The following is a 15,395-nucleotide window of genomic DNA, read 5'->3' as shown; positions in this document are numbered from 1 at the left end:
ACTACGCTGCCGACACTCGCGCGGAACGAACCCGTGGGCGAGAATCCGTGGCTACCGAGCCGGGTGAGGTATCGCCGCCGTGTAGCGGGCGGCGAGTGTCGCGATCGCCTCCGCGAGTTCGGACGCGTGGCCATCCTCCAGATGGAAGTCCAGGTCCATCGCGGCAAGGTAGGCCGCGAGCAGTTGCGGGGTCTGGGCTCCGGCTTCGAGGGCGCTGGTGTGCGCATCGATCGGCTCGACCGTCCAGAGGCCGGCCGGTATCCGCGCCGCCACAGTCTCGACAGGTGCGTCGACGATCACCCGGGCGCGGTAGTTCCACAGTGCCGCCATCCGGCCATGGGTCACGAAGGCGACGAGGTCGCGGGCCGGGAGTTCCCTGGCGGTGAATCGAGGCCCGGTCGGGGTCTTCGGGGAGATGCGGTCGGCGCGGTAGCTGCGCCAGTCCTGGCGATCGAGGTCGTAGCCGACGAGGTACCACCGGCCACCCGAATGCACCAGGCGGTACGGTTCGACACGGCGATCACTGGGTGACCCGTGCCGATCGGTGTAGTCGAAACGGAGCACTTCGCCACGCTCGACGGCCGTGGCCACCGCACGAAAGGTACTGGGCGACACCGGTTCCCGAGTGTTGGGACTCGCCTCGGCGACCGCGCTGATCGTGTGCAGCCGGTGCCGCAACCGAGGCGGGAGCAACTGTTCGAGTTTGGTGGCCGCCCGCGCCGCGTCCTCGTCGATACCGGCGACTCCGGCACCCACCGCGGTGCGCAGCGCGACGGCGACCGCGATGGCCTCGTCGTCGTCGAGTTGCAGCGCGGGCAAGGTCGCACCCGCACGGAGCCGATACCCGCCGGCCACTCCGGACACCGCGTCGACCTGATAGTCGAGCTGGCGGAGCCGGGCGACATCGGCACGGACCGTCCGGGAATTCACGCCGAGCCGGGACGCGAGCTCGGCGCCGGTCCACAGCCGCCGGGTCTGCAGCAGCCCGAGCAGTTTCAACAGCCTGACACTGGTATCGACCATGCCCAGGAGCTTGTCACCGATCGCGGAACGATTCGTGCCGCGATCGCTGCCACCGTGTCGGCATGACAACTTCGACAACCCCCTCCACTACCTCGTACCGGCCGCTGGCGAGCCGCGGCGCCCTGGTCACCGGAGGATCGCGCGGCATCGGCCGTGCGATCACCAGCCGATTGGCCGCCGACGGCGCCACGGTGGTGCTCACCTATGCCGAGCGGTCCGACGCCGCCGACACACTCCTCGAGGAGGCCGCCGAATCGAACGGCCAGGTGTTCGCGGTGCGGATGGATCTCGCCGACCCCGACCAGGTCACCGCCGCGTTCGAAGCGGCGGACGAGGTGTTCCGCACCGCGGGCGTCGGCCTCGACATCCTCGTGGCCAACGCGGGCATCTTCACCAGCGCGCCACTGGCCGAGGCACCGGTCGAGGAGTGGGATCGCGTGATGGCCGTCAACGCTCGTGGCACGTTCCTGACCCTGCGGCAGGCAGCACCGCGACTGCGTGACGACGGCCGAGTCGTCACCGTCTCCACGGTCGGCACCCAGTGGCCCAGCCCGGGCGAGGCGATCTACGCCGCGAGCAAGGCCGCGGTCGAGCAGCTCACCCGGGTCGCCTCCCGCGAGCTCGGGCGCCGGGGCATCACGGCCAACACCATCTCGCTCGGCCCGACCGACACCGATCTCCTGCGTGCCAGTGCGCATCCGAGTGCCCTCGAAGGCGCGGCCGCGATGACCGCCCTCGGCCGCCTCGGCCGACCGGCCGATATCGCCGATCTGGTGGCGCTGCTCGTCCACCCGGACAGCCGCTGGGTCACCGGCCAGATCATCGGCGCGGACGGCGGCTTGACCTGACCGCCGAGCGAATCACCTGGTGATCCAGGCGATCAACTCGTCCTCGACTTCCGCGCGATTGAGCTCGTTGAGGATCTCGTGCCGGGCGTCCGGGTAGACCCGGTAGGTGATGTCGGTGAGTCCGGCCGCGCGGTAGCGCTGGACCTGGAGGTCGCTGAGCCGGAGCTTGTCGTTGAGCGGGTCGCGGTCGCCGACCATCACGTACAACGGCAGGTCGGGGCGGATTCCGCGCGGCTCGGCGAGCCGTTCGGCCGCGGTCTTCGCGAGCAGGCCCATATTGGCCGGGTCGATCTCGAATCCGCACCAGGGATGGGCGAGATAGGCGTCGACCTGTGCTTCGTCGCGGCTGATCCAGTCCGCGGGGGTGCGGGTCGGCGCGAACTCCCGGTTGAAGAAGCCGAGCAGGTCACCCTCGGCGGCGGCGATCTGGACGAACAGTTCGTCGACCGCCGTCGTGCCGCACAGCACCGCCGCGTCGATCAGCTTTTCGTGGTCGAGCAGGTACTGCTGCACCGCGAACGAGCCGAGGCTGTGCCCGAACAGCACGACGGGCAGTCCGGGATGGCTCGCGCGCAGGATCGTGGTGAGCTCGGCCATGTCCTCGACCAGCAGGTTCCAGCCGTTGTCACCGAGGTCGCCGGGCACACCGGCCATGCTGTGCCCGTGCCCGCGATGGTCGGCGGCGTAGACGGCATAGCCCAGAGCCGCCAAACGCTCGGCGAGGTGGCCGTAGCGCGCACCGTGCTCGCCCATGCCGTGCGCGATCTGGACGACACCACGCACGGAGCTCTCGGTGGGCAGCCACTCGCGCACGAAGATGACCGTGCCGTCGCTGCTGGTGAAGGTGGACATGGACAACTCCTGGCGGGTGGGAACGGTGGAGACAACTCGAAGAATCGTCGCACCGATGTGACCCCGATCCCATGGGATCGCCCGACCGAATAGCCGGACAGTTGTTGTTCCCGGGAACAACACCACCCTCGGTAAGCTGCGGAAATGTCCAGACAGCCAGGAGAGAGCCCGATCGATGACGTCGCGGCCGCACTGCTCGCGCGCATCGACGATCTGGGGTCACGGCTGGCACTGCGCTTCCTCGACGAGCTCGAGACCTACCGCAATCAGAGCCAGGTCCCGTTCGACACCATCCAGACCTCCTGCACCCGCAATCTCACCCTGATGGTGCGGCACTTCACCTCCAGCGAGCCGGTGGATCCCGAGCCGCCGAAGGAGACCGGCAGGCTGCGCGCCCGTCAGGGCGTACCGCTGGCGGAAACCCTGCACGCCTTCCGGATCGGGTTCGAGTTCCTGTGGTCGGAACTCGTCGCCGAGGCCAGACGCCATCCGGCGGTTACCGACGCCGTGCTGGTCGACCTGGCCGCCGAGGTCTGGGCCCTGGCCGGTGAGTACTCGGTCGCCGTCGCCGCCGCCTACCGGGAAATGAGCTCGGAGCTGGTGCTGCAGCGCGAACACGAGCGATCGGTGCTGGTCGAGGCGCTGTTCACCGGTGTCATCGCCGATCCGGCGACGCTGGGCGAGGCCACCCGCATCCTCGGTCTGCCGCCGCGGGGGCGCTATGTGGTGGTGGCCGCCGAGGTGAGCACGGCGGGTCGGGAGGCGCTGCCCGGGATCGAGACGACGCTGAGCCAGGCCAGGATCACCTCGGCGTGGCGGCTCCAGCCCGATCAGCAGGTCGGTGTTCTCGCCCTGCCGCGCGACCGCGAGGCCGCGGCGCTGGCGGCCTTGCGCAAACATCGGGCCCGGGTCGGGGTGAGTCCACCCTACGAGTCACTCACCGAGACTCCGCAGGCCCTGCACTTCGCGCGCCTGGCGCTGGTCGGTCTCGGCGACCGTGCGTTCGGGGTCGCGCGCTTCGACGACAACCCGCTCGGCATGGTCGTGGCGGCCGCGCCGGTGGAGGCCGCGCATCTGGTCGAGATCCACCTGTCCGGACTGCTCACCCTCCCCCACGAGGAACGCGTCCGGCTGCTGGAGACCCTCGAAACCTGGTTCGCGGCACAGGGTTCCGCCGCTGCGGCGGGTGAACGCCTCTACCTGCACGCCAACACCGTCCGCTACCGGCTGCGCCAGATCGAGAAGCACACCGGTCGTGCGCTGGCCGATCCCGCTGCGGTCCGCGATCTCGGCGCGGCGCTGCAGGCGTGGAAGGTACTCGCCGCCCGACGTCCGGATGCCTGACCGATGCGACAGATCAGATGTCGGCGAGTGGAGTCCTCCGCTGACCGAATCGGCGGGCGATCTTCGGCTCCGCCATGACGCCTGCCCACCAGGAATCCAGCGGGCTCGGCTCGGGCCAGCGCACGTTGGTGGCTTCCTCGTCGTTGTCGGCCTGCGGTGCGGTGGCGGGGTCGGCGTGGAGATCGCTGGACATCTGGTACCTCGGATCGATCGACGGCGCAGAGCGCACTCAGTGGGGCGTGCCCACGGTGGGAACCGTGTTGTCGTTCACAGCACCGCCGGGGTGGGCATCGGCGGGCACGAGCAGAACGAGAATCGGAGGGAAAGCCGGTTGTTCGACCACTGTCCACCGTACACTGTGGCACCTCGCGACGGGCCCGATCGCGCCCGGTCGTGACCTCAGCCGAGGAGATCGAGCTGTGGTGCGGTCACGTCGGAGGTGTCTCCCCTGACGTAATCGTGGCGCATGCCCCTGAGCGTCACGAGGCGCTCGCCGAGATCGGCGTCGACCCCGGGTTCGATCCCGAGATCCTCGCGGATCGCGCGGCGCAGCAGGCGCACGCCGAAGCCCAGTGAATCGTCCACGAAGCGATAGAGGGCCGCCACGGCCACGGCGTCGTTCACGTCGATCTCCAACGCTGCGCGATGCCCGATGTCGAGGCACCGATTCACCTCGGACGCGAAATCGAGCGCCCGGTCCGACACCACCATCTGCGCACGGGAATAGCTCTCGTGCAACACCTCTCGCGCCGCCACGAACTTGGCGAGATCAGGAGTGCGCCCACCGCACCTCTCGTCGAGGTGATGCCGGATGGCCGCACGGCAGGAATGCGCCGCGGTGTTGAGGCCCGCGTAGATCGTCCGCTTCTCGTCGGTGGCCTCCTTTCGGGTGAGTTCCCGCAATTCCTCCGCCCGATTGTCGCGCTGCACCTGCACATCGATGCGCTTGCTGCGAATCGCGAAAACCTGGGTCACGACGCCGCCACCGAGCGTTCCGACAACCGTGATCGCGGCAACCGCCACATTGGTCCAATCCATGGTCGCTATTCTCACCCGGTGCGAGCACCCATCACCGTCCCCGATGCCTTCGCGCGCAAGAAGTTCGACAGCGCCGGCGAACGCGGCCGAACCTGGATCACCGCTCTGCCCGCGCTGATCGACGAACTCCTGGACCGGTGGTCGTGCACACCCGACGGCGCGGTGATGTACGGCGAGGTGGGCATCGTGGTACCGGTCCGCCACCGCGAACTCCCGCCCGCCGTCATCAAGGTCTCGTTCCCTCATCCCTGCACACTCCGCGAACCGGACGCGTATGCGGCGTGGCAGGGCATCGGCGCCGTCCAGCTCTTCGCCCGCGCCGACGAGCATTTCGCCATGCTGCTCGAGCGCGCGCACGGCACCCTGGCCACGGTGACCGATCCGGCGGCGGCGCTCGCGATTCAGGGCGGGCTCACCCGCGCACTGGCGGTCGAGGCGCCCGCGGGCCTGCCGCGCCTGTCCGATCAGATGGCCGACTGGGCACGCGACATGATCGCCGACGCACGCGCTCTCGGCGATCCACTGCCGCGCCGGGTGCTCGACGCGGCGCTCGCCACCATCCGTGAACTCGGGCACGACCAGCCGAACACCCTCGTCCACGGCGATCTGCACGACGCCAACGTCCTCGCCGCCGACCGCGCACCATGGCTCGCGATCGACCCCAAGTGCCTGGTCGGCGATCCGGCCCACGACGCGCTCAACGTGATCCGCAGCCCTCGTTTCGACACCGTTCTGCGCCTGCCCGATTCGCGCGCGGACCTGTCGCGTCTGCTCGACATCTATTGCGACGCGGCCGATATCGACCCGCTCCGCGCGCGCCGCTGGATGCAGGTCGGCGCGGTCGGAGAGGCGCTGTGGGGGCGCGTCCACGCCGACCCCGACTGGCTCGTCCGAGCCACCGACCAGCTCGCCGAGGCCATGATGTGACCGGGAACACCCTATGTCACGTCAATGAATTGCCCACCACCGCAACGTGTTCCGCGCTCGCTCGAAAGCACTGCTAGGGTAGGCGAATTCGCCGTCGACGCAGGACAGCGAGCCAGTCCCGCGGACCGTCGAACCGAGTGCGATCCACGGCGACGACAGTCTCGTCGGAGGGACCGACGAGGTTCCGGCCACAGTTTGGTTCTTCGGTCGGTGACGACGACAAAGGAACCGATGACTCCGACTATCGCGGTCTTCTTGTTCGGCATCGCAACCCTGGTGTTGCTCGGCGCGGTCGCGGTGGCGCTGCTCGCCCTGCGCAACGAACGCCAGATCCGCGCTCGCCTGGCTGTGGCCGAGCGCGAGCTCCACGGCCACGAGGAAGCGATGACCCGGCTCATCGAGTCGACGCTGCCCAGGATCACCGAGGCGGTCCGCGGCCACACCGAGCCCGACACCACCGCGGAAGTTCCGGCCCAGCTCCAGGATTCGACCTTCGCCCGGCAGCTGGCCCAGATCGCGCTCGACTACGCCGCGGATCTGCGGCAGGTACAGCACGAGACCGCGCTCGCTGTCGAGCAGGCCGCCGAGGAGCACACCACCGCCCAGGTGGCGACCGCGCAGGAGGCCACCCGCGCCCAGGTCTCCGCCGATGCCCGTGCGGCGACCAGCAACGCGGTGCGCGCATTCGGCACCACGGTGGTCAGCCTCGGTGCCGATGTCGGCCAGGTGGTCAGCAACGCGTTGCGGGAGAACCGCAACGACGAGGTCTACGCGATCCTGAGCCGCATCGACCACACGGTCCAGCAGATGATCCGCCAGGCGCAGGCCTATGTGATCGTCTCCGGTGGCCTGCCCGGCAGGCGCTGGCCGCAGCAGACCGTGGGCGATGTGGTCGGCGGCGCGACCGGGCGCGTACGTGACTATCTGCGGGTGCGTACCGGGCATTGCGATCAGGTCGTCGTCAGCCGGGCGGTCGAGCCGCTGGTGCACACCGTCGCCACCCTGCTCGACAACGCGCTGCGCTACTCGCCGCCGTCCTCGTTCGTCGACATCACCTTCCAGCAGGGCCATCACGGCGTCACGCTGATCATCGACGACGCGGGCGTGCGGATGAGCCAGGAGCAGATGGAGGAGGCGCGCCAGGTGCTCTCGGGCGAGCGCATCGTCGACATCAACGCCCTCGGCCCGTCCCCGAAGGTCGGCTTCCCCGGTGTCGCCGCGCTGGCGCGCCGCTACGGTTTCGCCGCCTACGTCGACGGACCCAACATCTACGGCGGTACCAGGGCGATGGTCTTCATTCCGGCGGCCCTGCTCGTCGACGCCGCCGATGTGCGCCGACGCGACACCGAGCCCAGGCATGCCGCCGCACCCGAACCCGCTGCGCCCCAGGTGGAACCGATCGAGAGTCCCGAGCCCGTCGCACCGCCGCGTCCCGCGGTCGCCCTCGCCGCACCCGCACCCGTGCAGGCCCCCGCACCGGCGAGCGACGAGCCCGCCGACGACCGGACCACCGGCGGGCTGCCCAAACGCAGGCGTCGCGAGATCGCCCCGGCCGACGAGCGCGCACACACCACCGACGCGCCAGGCCGCCCCGAGCTCGCCGCCGCCTGGGCAAGTGGATCCCGGCACGGTCGCGCCGCGGCCGAGCGTTCGACGAAAGGGCACGACATCTGATGAGCACTCCGATCGCAGACAGCACCAATCGCCTCGCGTGGCTGCTCGACGACCTGGAGCTGGCGGGTGTCCGCTTCACCGTGCTGTTATCCGACGACGGTCTACGCGTGGCGCATTCGAGCGCCATCAGCAGGGACGAGGCCGAGCGTTTCGCCGCCGCCGCGTCGGGGTTGCGGTCCCTAGGCCGGGCACTCGGCGAGTTCTGCGGCGGGCCGGGAAACCTGATCCGCCAGACCATGACCGAGTACGACGAGGGCATGATCCTGATCACCGCCGCCGGTGCGGGCACGCTGCTCGGCGTCGCGACGACCAGCGAGGTCGACCTCGCGCTCGTCGCCCATCGGATGAACGAACTGGCCGCCAGGGTGGGCCGCGAACTCGGCGTCCCGCCGCGCGGCGGTGACCCGCGATGACCCGGTTCCCGCGAGAGGAGAACACGCAGTGACGCTCGAAACCTCGTTCGATCCCGCTCGATACCCGGTGACCCCGGATTCGCGCAGTGGTCAGGATCGGGTGCCGTTGTACTCGGAGGAGTTCGCCGCCGACCCGCAGAGCGCCTATCGGGCCATGCGGCACCGGTTCGGTTCGCTGGTGCCGGTCGACCTCGTGCCGGGAGTGCCCGCCACCCTGGTGATCGGCTACCGCACCGCGGTGCAGATCCTCAACGATCCCGACCACTTCCCCGCCGACGCGCGGATGTGGGAGCGCGACATCCCCGAGGACTGCCCGGTCAAGCCGATGATGCGGTACCGCCCCAACGCCATTCGGACCTCGGGCACCGAGCACGCCCGCTACCGTGAGGCCACCGTGGCCGGGCTCGCCGGCGTCGATCTGTACCGCCTGCATCGCACGGTCGAGCAGATCGCGATGCCGGTGATCAACGGCTTCTGCGCCGACGGCAGCGCGGATCTGCTGAGCCAGTACGCCTTTCCCGTCATCTTCGCCACGATCAACGCCATGCTCGGTGTCCCCGACGATCTCGGCGTCGGCGTCGCCACCGGTATGGCGCAGATGTTCGAGGGTGGCGAGACCGCGGTCCAGGGCGCGAAGCTGCTCGAGGACTCGCTCTACGACCTGATCCGGCTCAAGCAGGCCGAACCCGGCGACGACGTCGCCACCCGGCTGGTGCAGCATCCCTTGCGGCTCAACGACGAAGAGCTGATGAACCAGCTGCTCACCATGTACGGCGCCGGAATCGAGCCGATGCTCAACCTGGTCCTCAACACGGTCCGGCTGATGCTCACCGATCAGCGTTTCGCGGGCAGCCTGCTCGGTGGCAGCCTGTCCACCCGCGACGCCCTCGACGAGGTGCTCTACACCGACCCGCCGATGGCCAACTTCTGCACGACCTATCCGCGCCAGCCGATCCTCGTCGACGACGTGTGGCTGCCCGCCCATCAGCCGGTCGTGATCAGCATGGCGGCGTGCAACAACGATCCCGCGATCGGCACCGGCGACTTCCTCGACAACCGGGCGCATCTGGCCTGGAGCACCGGACCGCACGGCTGCCCGGCGAAATCCCCCGCCTACCTGATCGCGCAGGAGGCCATCGACCAGCTCCTCGATGCCCTGCCCGAGCTCGAACTGGCGGTGCCCGAGCACGAATTGGTCTGGCGTCCGGGCCCGTTCCACCGGGCACTGGCCGGCTTGCCGGTGGTGTTCCCGAAGACGACCCCGCTGGCGATGCCGACCTACTGAGCTGATCCTCGCTCGGCCGGAGACGATCCGGCCGAGCGAGGCAGCGGGCTACTCGCCCAGGCGCACCGGCAGGTGATGGTGGCCGTTGGAGATGAAGCTGGGCACGGTGCCGAGTTCCTCGACCGGCGCGGTGAGCGTCATCTCCGGGAACCGTTCGAACAGCGCGGGCAGCGAGACCAGCGCTTCGAGCCGGGCCAGCGGCGCGCCCAGGCAGTGATGCGCGCCGTACCCGAAGGCCATGTGCGACTGGTTCTCCCGGGTCGGATCGAACTCGTCGGCGGTGGCGCCGTGGCGCTGCGGGTCACGGCCCGCCCCGGCGTACCCGGCCAGGATCGCCTCGCCCTGCGCGATGCGGACACCGTCGATCTCGATGTCGGACACCGCGAAGCGCAAGGGCAGATGCGCGACCGGCGATTCGAATCGCAGTGTCTCCTCGACCAGTTCGGGCCACTTGACCGAGCCGTCGCGCAGGCGAGCCAGCACCTCCGGCCGGGTCAGCAGCGCGGTGATCGCCTGATCGAGCAGGTTGACGGTGGTCTCGTGGCCCGCCGAGATCACCAGCAGCAGGGTGCCGACCAGTTCTTCCTCGGTGAGCTGGGTGCCCTCTTCCTCGTCGCGATGCGAGATCAGCAGGCTGGTCATGTCGTCGCCGGGCTGTTCGCGACGCAGGGCGACCAGTTCGCCGAGGATCCGGTACATCTCCATGTAGTTGGCCTGGGACTGCTCCGGGGTGAGCGTGGTGTCGAAGATGCCGTCGACACAGGTACGCAGGCCGGGGCCGAGCGATTCGGGCACGCCCATCAGTTCCGAGATCACCTGGATCGGCAGCGGATAGGCGAACTGCTCACGCAGATCGACGGTCTCGCCCGCAGGCGTCGCGGCCAGCGCGTCGAGCAGGTCCTTGGTGATGCGCTCGACCTGGCCGCGCATCGCCTCGGTGCGCCGGGCGGTGAAGGCGGGCGCCACCAGCTTGCGCAGCCGACGATGATCGGCGCCGTAGGCGGTGAACATGTTCGGCGCCGCGACCCACAGATACAGCGGCCAGTCGGGCGGGATCTCCCCCGCGACGAACGCGGGCCAGTGCTGCCCGGCGTCCTTGGAGACCCGGGAGTCGATGAGCAGTTTCTCGAGCAGCGCGGCATCGGTGATCGACCATGCCTGCACCCCGCCTGGCAGCTCGACCAGTGTGGCGCGGCCCTGCTCCCTGATCCGGACGATCTCCCCCTGAATGTCCTCCCCCGACGTGTCGATTACCAACGGACTCGTCACCGATTCCACCATGAAACCTCTCGATCACCGGTGTTTCCTGGACCCCAGTGCAGGCGATCGCATCGAAACATATTGCTGTAGTGGACCTTCCGGTCCGTTAGCGATGCTACCGGTGGCGGGCGGTTATCGCAGTGAGACAACGGCATACGATCCCACCCCGTGAGACCGATTGGCCGGTAACAAAAGCGATGATCCGGGTGGTGTGGCTCAGCTGTCGACCGACCGTGCGCCGCGGATCGCGGTGCGTACGGCGTCGGTGACCACGTCGGGCGCCTCGACCATCACCAGGTGTCCCGCGTCGTCGACGACGATCTCGCGGACCGGTCGCAGCGTTCGGTTGAGCACGGCGCCGGCGCGGGCCGACAGCACCCGGTTGCGGGCACCCCAGATCGTGGTGATCGGGGGGAAATCGCTCGGCGGCGCGAACTCGTCCAGTTCGGCCAGGCGCGGGATCTGCCGGGAGATCGCGGCCGTCACCATGAGCCGTCGCGGCTCGGTCCATCGGGTCCACAGGTGCGCGACGACCTCGTCGATGTCGTTCCCCCGGGCGGCGCCGAGTTGTTCGCCCACGATCAGCCCGGCCGCCGGTCCGGGAATACGCACCCGCGCCAACACCGAGTCGAGTCGCACGTTCCGGCCGAGCACGGCCGCCCAGCCGGTGCGGGTCGGGCGCAGGGTCGCCGGGGTGAGCGGGCTGCTGAGGACCAGCGACCGCACGCGGCCCGGGTGACGGCGGGTGTGGAGCAGAGCCAGCGCGCTGCCGAAGCAGTGCCCGACCAGCGTCACCTCCCGCAGGTCCCGCTCAGCGAGGAACGCCTCGACCAGGGCGACATAGTTCTCGAGGGTGTATCCGTCGTCCGGCGCGTCCGAGTCCCCGTAGCCGAGGAGGTCGAGCGCGAAAACGTGCTGGGTGTGCCGCAACGCCTCGACCTGCGCACCCCAGATCCGCCGGTCACCACCGAGGTTGTGCAGGAACACGATCGGCTCCCCCGAGCCCGCTTCGTCATAGGCGATCGCCGTACCGCGAAAGTCGAAAGTAGGCATCGGCCCGCTCCGTTCCTGGTCACCGGCCGCGCCGCCCACCGAACCACGACGTCACGGTGTCTGTCACGGTAGCCCACCCGAGCCACCCACCTCGGCGTTATGGGCCGAGTTGGCGAGCGAGCAGGCGCCGGTCGATCACGGTCAGCGCCAGTTCCGACCAGCGAATGTTCTCCTGTTCGAAGGAGATTCCCCGCAGCAGGGTGAGGTAGGGGCCGACGCGTTCGGCCTCGATCAGGTAGGCCTGTTCGGTCGCGCCGTCGAGTACTCGGTCCCGAAGTCGTTCGTAGCGGGCGAGTTTGGCGCGCGACCAGGTCATCCGCTCGGCGACCGAGGCGCGGACCTCGGCCAGGTCGCCGATGTCCATGGCCTGCACCTTGACCAGCAGTTCGTCGCGGATGGCGGTGGGCCTGGGCGGTTCGGTGGTGAACTCGCGCAGCGCCCGCCACCCCGCCGGGGTCAGCGAGTGCACGCGCTTGTTGGGCCTGCGTTCCTGCTCGACGACGCGGGTCGCGATCAGGCCGTCGGCGGTCATCCGCTCGAGCTCGCGGTAGAGCTGCTGCGGTGTGGTCATCCAGTAGTTGGCGACCGAGGCGTCGAAGCCCTTGGCGAGGTCGTAACCGGAGGCCTCGCCCTCGACGAGAGCGGCGAGAACCGCGTTCCGTAGTGCCATCGCCGAAGTCTAGGCTAGCGTTCACCTACCTAGTAATAAAAGTGACTATGTGAGGGGTAGCGGATGCATCCGTTCCGGAAGGCCGTCGAGGCGGGCGATCACGCGGCGATGACCGCCCTGTTGGCCGATGACGTGGTGTTCACCAGTCCGGTGGCGTTCAAGCCGTATCCGGGCAAGGCCATCACCAGCGCGATCCTGGGCGGGGTGCTGCGGGTGTTCACCGACTTCCGCTACGTGCGCGAGATCGCCGACGGGCCGAATCACGCGCTCGTGTTCGAGGCGAAGATCGGCGACAAGGCCGTCAACGGGTGCGACTTCCTGCACCACGACGCCGACGGCAAGATCGACGACTTCATGGTGATGGTCCGGCCGCTGTCGGCGGCGACCGCGCTGGCCGAGGCGATGGGCGCCCAGTTCGAGCAGATCCAGCGCGAGGCCGCCGCCGAACTCGGTCACTGACCGAGGGTCACCGCGAGGACGAATCGTCACGGTGCCGGGATCCGTCGATCGCGTCCGTGTAGACCGAGACCAGCCGGGCGAGGTGCCCGGACTGACGCGGTTCGTCGGCGTGCCTGGCGAGCGCGGTGCGCATCGTCGACAGGCGTGATCGGTCTCGGGTGAGGTCGGTGAGCGCCGCCGCGAAGGCGTCCACCGTCGGGTCCGGCGTGCGCAGACCGCCTGCCGCGGGGACGGTTTCGGTGAGTTCGGGATCGCAGTAGACGACCGGCAGGCCCATCGCGACGGCTTCGAGCAGGACCATGCCCTGGGTGTCGCAGTCGGAGGTGAGCAGGAGCAGGTCGTGGTCGCGCATGGCGCGCAGGCAGGTGGCCTGGTCGACCTCGCCGTGCAGGCGGATGCGGTCGCTCCCGTCGGCCGCCGCGCCGACCCGGTCGGTGAGCGGACCGCTGCCGTAGACGTCGAGGGTGCAGCCGGGCACGCGACGGACCACCTCGATGGCTTCGAGCGGGCGTTTCTCGGCGGACAGGCGGCCACACCACAGGGCCCGCAGCGGACCGTCGGGACCCGGCACCGGACCGTCGCCCGCGCGGACCTGGTCCAGGAGCGCGTCGTCGATGCCGTTGGAGACCACGTGGATCGGCCGGTCGACGCCGCGCGCGGTCAGCCGACGGGCGAAGTGGGCGGTCGGCACGACGACGCGGTCGGCGGCCTGGGCCTGGGCGATCAGCGGGCGCCAGGCGAGTCGCGCGGTGCGGCTGTCACCGTCGTGGACGGGCTGGGTGCGCAGCGGCACGAACCAGCCGTGCACCAGGCGCATGGTCAGCGCCGCCGCATACGGTGACGGCGAATACTTCTCGATCATCGTGTCGTCGCGGCTCTGCATGCTCTGCACGATCGGAATCCCGTGGCGGCGGGCGGCGCGCGCACCGGCGATGCCGCTGCCGTAGGTGGTCAGCGCGTGGACCACGTCAACGGGACCGCGGTGGTGAAACGCCGCATCGATGAGATGCCGGTTGGCCCTGGACGGCAGCACCACCGGCAGTCCGTTCGACATCGAGAACGGCACCGTGTCGAGCACGACCGTGTCCTCGTCGCCCGACTCGGAATCCGGTGCGGGCGCGGTGAACACGGTGACGCGATGGCCGAGTCCGCGCAGCCCGTCGCACAGGGAACGCATCGCGGTCTGGACCCCGCCGAGGGTGTCGGGGTGGAAGTCGGTGAACAGCGCGACGTGCACGGCGGCCCCGCTCAGGCCGAGGCCGTTGCGGTCAGTCGCTCCACCGCGTCGGCCGCGGCGCGCACCCCGTTCTCGGCCGACACCGCGCGGCCGAGTTCGGCGGCCCGGTCGCGGGCTTCGGGAGTGAGCGTGCGCACCAGTGCGTCGTGCAGCCGGTCCTCGGTCAGCGCCGGATACGGGAAGTCGGCGCCGATGCCGAGTTCGGCGATGCGCCAGCCGTAGAAGAACTGGTCGCTGTGCACGCCGATCACCACGGCGGGCAGCCCGGCGCGCAGCACGTCGTGGGTGTTGCCGCTGCCGCCGTGGTGCACGACGGCCCGGCACCGGGGCAGGACGCGGTCGTAGTCGAAGGAGTCGAGCACGAAAAGACTGCGGTCGTAACCGATTCCGCGGGGATAGCCCTCGCCCTTCACCGCGACCAGGGCCCGCGCGCCCAGCCTGCGGCAGACAGCGGCGATGAGGTCGCAGGCGCCGACCGGATCGAGGATCGGCATGCCGGTCAGACAGAAGTAGACCGGCGGCTCGCCCTCGTCGAGCCATTCGGTCAGTGCCGTGTCGACCTCGGCCTCGCCCCACGCTCCGCGCAGGCGCGGCGGGAGGATCGGCGCGCCGACCACGGTCGAGCGGTCCGGCCAGTCCTGTGGTGTGGGCAGCAGCACCGGACTCACCATGTGCACCAGCGGAATTCCGTCCTCGCGAATGCGCCGGAACGGGTTGCGGGGCCGCCCTGGCAGGTCCATCAATTCGCGGACCCGCTTGTCGACGCGGCGGTAGGCCACGCCGTAGGCGAATTCGAATCCCGCGTAGCTGGCCAGCCGCAGCCGCCGCGAGGAGAACATCTTCTTGACCATGAACGACGACGGGAACTCCCCGGTCCGCTCGAGCGGATACGGCAGCACGCCGATCACCTTCTGGCCCGTCTTGCCGCCCCGCTCCATCGCCCACGGCAGCGTCGAGGCACACGAGACGATCACATCGGCCGACTCGACCGCCTCGGTGAGCACCTCGTGCATCCGCTCGCCGCGCTCGCCCGCCATGATCTTGACCGTGTCCAGCATGATCCGCACGAACGGCAGCGTCTTGCCCGAGGACAGCGCCCGCTTGGCCGCCGCCGATTCCAGCAGTTCGGCGGAGTTGAACGGAATGACATGCGGCTCGAAACCGGAGCGCCGCACCACCTCCGCGTAGTTCTCGGTGGCGGTGATCGTGACCTCGTGGCCGCGCCCGGCGAATTCGTCGGCCAGCGCGAGATAGGGCTGGTGATCGCCGCGGGTTCCCGCCGTCAACAACGCGATTCGCATATTCTCGACTT

General features: G+C 69.5%; 16 protein-coding genes. 7 read left to right on the top strand and 9 right to left on the bottom strand.

Annotated features, from left to right (window positions below; all coding sequences use genetic code 11):
- Nucleotides 1-51 precede the first annotated feature (51 nt).
- Nucleotides 52-1,023, bottom strand: a complete 972-nt coding sequence (locus ACFVVM_RS04055) for a helix-turn-helix transcriptional regulator (protein WP_387612738.1) — start codon at nt 1,021-1,023, stop codon at nt 52-54.
- 62 nt (nt 1,024-1,085) lie between these two features.
- Between ACFVVM_RS04055 and ACFVVM_RS04050 the strand changes: the two genes are divergently transcribed.
- On the top strand, nt 1,086-1,871 hold the full coding sequence (locus ACFVVM_RS04050) for an SDR family oxidoreductase (protein ID WP_387612737.1): 786 nt from the start codon (nt 1,086-1,088) through the stop codon (nt 1,869-1,871).
- 12 nt (nt 1,872-1,883) lie between these two features.
- Here the strand turns inward: ACFVVM_RS04050 and ACFVVM_RS04045 are convergent, their stop codons facing one another.
- Entirely contained in the window at nt 1,884-2,723 is an 840-nt protein-coding gene (locus ACFVVM_RS04045) for an alpha/beta hydrolase (RefSeq protein ID WP_387612736.1), read from the bottom strand.
- 144 nt (nt 2,724-2,867) lie between these two features.
- On the opposite strand from ACFVVM_RS04045, the gene ACFVVM_RS04040 reads away from it, so the two are divergent.
- Nucleotides 2,868-4,067: a PucR family transcriptional regulator gene (locus ACFVVM_RS04040; protein ID WP_387612735.1), complete on the top strand. Its 1,200-nt coding sequence runs from the start codon at nt 2,868-2,870 to the stop codon at nt 4,065-4,067.
- A 13-nt stretch (nt 4,068-4,080) separates the two neighbouring features.
- On the opposite strand, the gene ACFVVM_RS04035 is transcribed toward ACFVVM_RS04040, so the two are convergent.
- Nucleotides 4,081-4,260, bottom strand: a complete 180-nt coding sequence (locus ACFVVM_RS04035; RefSeq protein WP_387612733.1) for a hypothetical protein — start codon at nt 4,258-4,260, stop codon at nt 4,081-4,083.
- Between the two features lie 206 nt (nt 4,261-4,466).
- Entirely contained in the window at nt 4,467-5,105 is a 639-nt protein-coding gene (locus ACFVVM_RS04030; RefSeq protein ID WP_387612731.1) for a hypothetical protein, read from the bottom strand.
- Between the two features lie 18 nt (nt 5,106-5,123).
- Between ACFVVM_RS04030 and ACFVVM_RS04025 the strand changes: the two genes are divergently transcribed.
- The 4 genes from ACFVVM_RS04025 (at nt 5,124) to ACFVVM_RS04010 (ending at nt 9,404) form a co-directional block, all read left to right on the top strand.
- Entirely contained in the window at nt 5,124-6,032 is a 909-nt protein-coding gene (locus tag ACFVVM_RS04025; RefSeq protein ID WP_387612729.1) for an aminoglycoside phosphotransferase family protein, read from the top strand.
- Between the two features lie 231 nt (nt 6,033-6,263).
- Nucleotides 6,264-7,706 (top strand): ATP-binding protein, encoded by a 1,443-nt coding sequence (locus tag ACFVVM_RS04020; protein ID WP_387612727.1) that lies wholly within the window; start codon nt 6,264-6,266, stop codon nt 7,704-7,706.
- Nucleotides 7,706-8,119, top strand: a complete 414-nt coding sequence (locus tag ACFVVM_RS04015; protein WP_387612725.1) for a roadblock/LC7 domain-containing protein — start codon at nt 7,706-7,708, stop codon at nt 8,117-8,119. The genes ACFVVM_RS04020 and ACFVVM_RS04015 overlap by 1 nt, the downstream gene beginning before the upstream one ends.
- A gap of 67 nt (nt 8,120-8,186) precedes the next feature.
- Nucleotides 8,187-9,404, top strand: a complete 1,218-nt coding sequence (locus tag ACFVVM_RS04010; protein ID WP_387616742.1) for a cytochrome P450 — start codon at nt 8,187-8,189, stop codon at nt 9,402-9,404.
- A gap of 48 nt (nt 9,405-9,452) precedes the next feature.
- On the opposite strand, the gene ACFVVM_RS04005 is transcribed toward ACFVVM_RS04010, so the two are convergent.
- The 3 genes from ACFVVM_RS04005 to ACFVVM_RS03995 form a co-directional block, all read right to left on the bottom strand.
- Nucleotides 9,453-10,685 carry a cytochrome P450 gene (locus ACFVVM_RS04005; protein WP_387612724.1) on the bottom strand — a complete coding sequence of 411 codons (1,233 nt, stop codon included), beginning with the start codon at nt 10,683-10,685 and terminating at the stop codon, nt 9,453-9,455.
- A 195-nt stretch (nt 10,686-10,880) separates the two neighbouring features.
- Nucleotides 10,881-11,717 carry an alpha/beta fold hydrolase gene (locus ACFVVM_RS04000; protein WP_387612722.1) on the bottom strand — a complete coding sequence of 279 codons (837 nt, stop codon included), beginning with the start codon at nt 11,715-11,717 and terminating at the stop codon, nt 10,881-10,883.
- A 97-nt stretch (nt 11,718-11,814) separates the two neighbouring features.
- Nucleotides 11,815-12,387, bottom strand: a complete 573-nt coding sequence (locus tag ACFVVM_RS03995) for a PadR family transcriptional regulator (protein WP_387612720.1) — start codon at nt 12,385-12,387, stop codon at nt 11,815-11,817.
- Between the two features lie 63 nt (nt 12,388-12,450).
- Here ACFVVM_RS03995 and ACFVVM_RS03990 point away from each other — a divergent pair, with 63 nt between their 5' ends.
- Complete coding sequence (locus ACFVVM_RS03990) at nt 12,451-12,846, top strand: nuclear transport factor 2 family protein (RefSeq protein ID WP_387612719.1); 396 nt, start codon at nt 12,451-12,453, stop codon at nt 12,844-12,846.
- A 7-nt stretch (nt 12,847-12,853) separates the two neighbouring features.
- Here the strand turns inward: ACFVVM_RS03990 and ACFVVM_RS03985 are convergent, their stop codons facing one another.
- A complete protein-coding gene (locus tag ACFVVM_RS03985; protein WP_387612717.1) occupies nt 12,854-14,083 on the bottom strand; it encodes a glycosyltransferase in 1,230 nt (409 codons plus the stop codon).
- Nucleotides 14,084-14,094: 11 nt separating this feature from the next.
- Nucleotides 14,095-15,384, bottom strand: coding sequence for a glycosyltransferase (locus ACFVVM_RS03980; RefSeq protein ID WP_387612716.1), 1,290 nt, complete (start codon nt 15,382-15,384; stop codon nt 14,095-14,097).
- Nucleotides 15,385-15,395: the final 11 nt, after the last annotated feature.

The sequence above is a fragment of the Nocardia sp. NPDC058176 genome (assembly GCF_042883805.1).
Taxonomy (GTDB): domain Bacteria; phylum Actinomycetota; class Actinomycetes; order Mycobacteriales; family Mycobacteriaceae; genus Nocardia.
Note: the sequence above shows the minus strand (reverse complement) of the source record. Positions and strands in the feature narration are given on the sequence as shown.

What these genes read in the sequence shown, in the direction of transcription:
- ACFVVM_RS04055 (WP_387612738.1), bottom strand. Translation starts at nt 1,023, where the DNA reads ATGGTCGATACCAGTGTCAGGCTGTTGAAACTGCTCGGGCTGCTGCAG.
- ACFVVM_RS04050 (WP_387612737.1), top strand. Translation starts at nt 1,086, where the DNA reads ATGACAACTTCGACAACCCCCTCCACTACCTCGTACCGGCCGCTGGCG.
- ACFVVM_RS04045 (WP_387612736.1), bottom strand. Translation starts at nt 2,723, where the DNA reads ATGTCCACCTTCACCAGCAGCGACGGCACGGTCATCTTCGTGCGCGAG.
- ACFVVM_RS04040 (WP_387612735.1), top strand. Translation starts at nt 2,868, where the DNA reads ATGTCCAGACAGCCAGGAGAGAGCCCGATCGATGACGTCGCGGCCGCA.
- ACFVVM_RS04035 (WP_387612733.1), bottom strand. Translation starts at nt 4,260, where the DNA reads ATGTCCAGCGATCTCCACGCCGACCCCGCCACCGCACCGCAGGCCGAC.
- ACFVVM_RS04030 (WP_387612731.1), bottom strand. Translation starts at nt 5,105, where the DNA reads ATGGATTGGACCAATGTGGCGGTTGCCGCGATCACGGTTGTCGGAACG.
- ACFVVM_RS04020 (WP_387612727.1), top strand. Translation starts at nt 6,264, where the DNA reads ATGACTCCGACTATCGCGGTCTTCTTGTTCGGCATCGCAACCCTGGTG.
- ACFVVM_RS04015 (WP_387612725.1), top strand. Translation starts at nt 7,706, where the DNA reads ATGAGCACTCCGATCGCAGACAGCACCAATCGCCTCGCGTGGCTGCTC.
- ACFVVM_RS04005 (WP_387612724.1), bottom strand. Translation starts at nt 10,685, where the DNA reads ATGGTGGAATCGGTGACGAGTCCGTTGGTAATCGACACGTCGGGGGAG.
- ACFVVM_RS04000 (WP_387612722.1), bottom strand. Translation starts at nt 11,717, where the DNA reads ATGCCTACTTTCGACTTTCGCGGTACGGCGATCGCCTATGACGAAGCG.
- ACFVVM_RS03995 (WP_387612720.1), bottom strand. Translation starts at nt 12,387, where the DNA reads ATGGCACTACGGAACGCGGTTCTCGCCGCTCTCGTCGAGGGCGAGGCC.
- ACFVVM_RS03990 (WP_387612719.1), top strand. Translation starts at nt 12,451, where the DNA reads ATGCATCCGTTCCGGAAGGCCGTCGAGGCGGGCGATCACGCGGCGATG.
- ACFVVM_RS03980 (WP_387612716.1), bottom strand. Translation starts at nt 15,384, where the DNA reads ATGCGAATCGCGTTGTTGACGGCGGGAACCCGCGGCGATCACCAGCCC.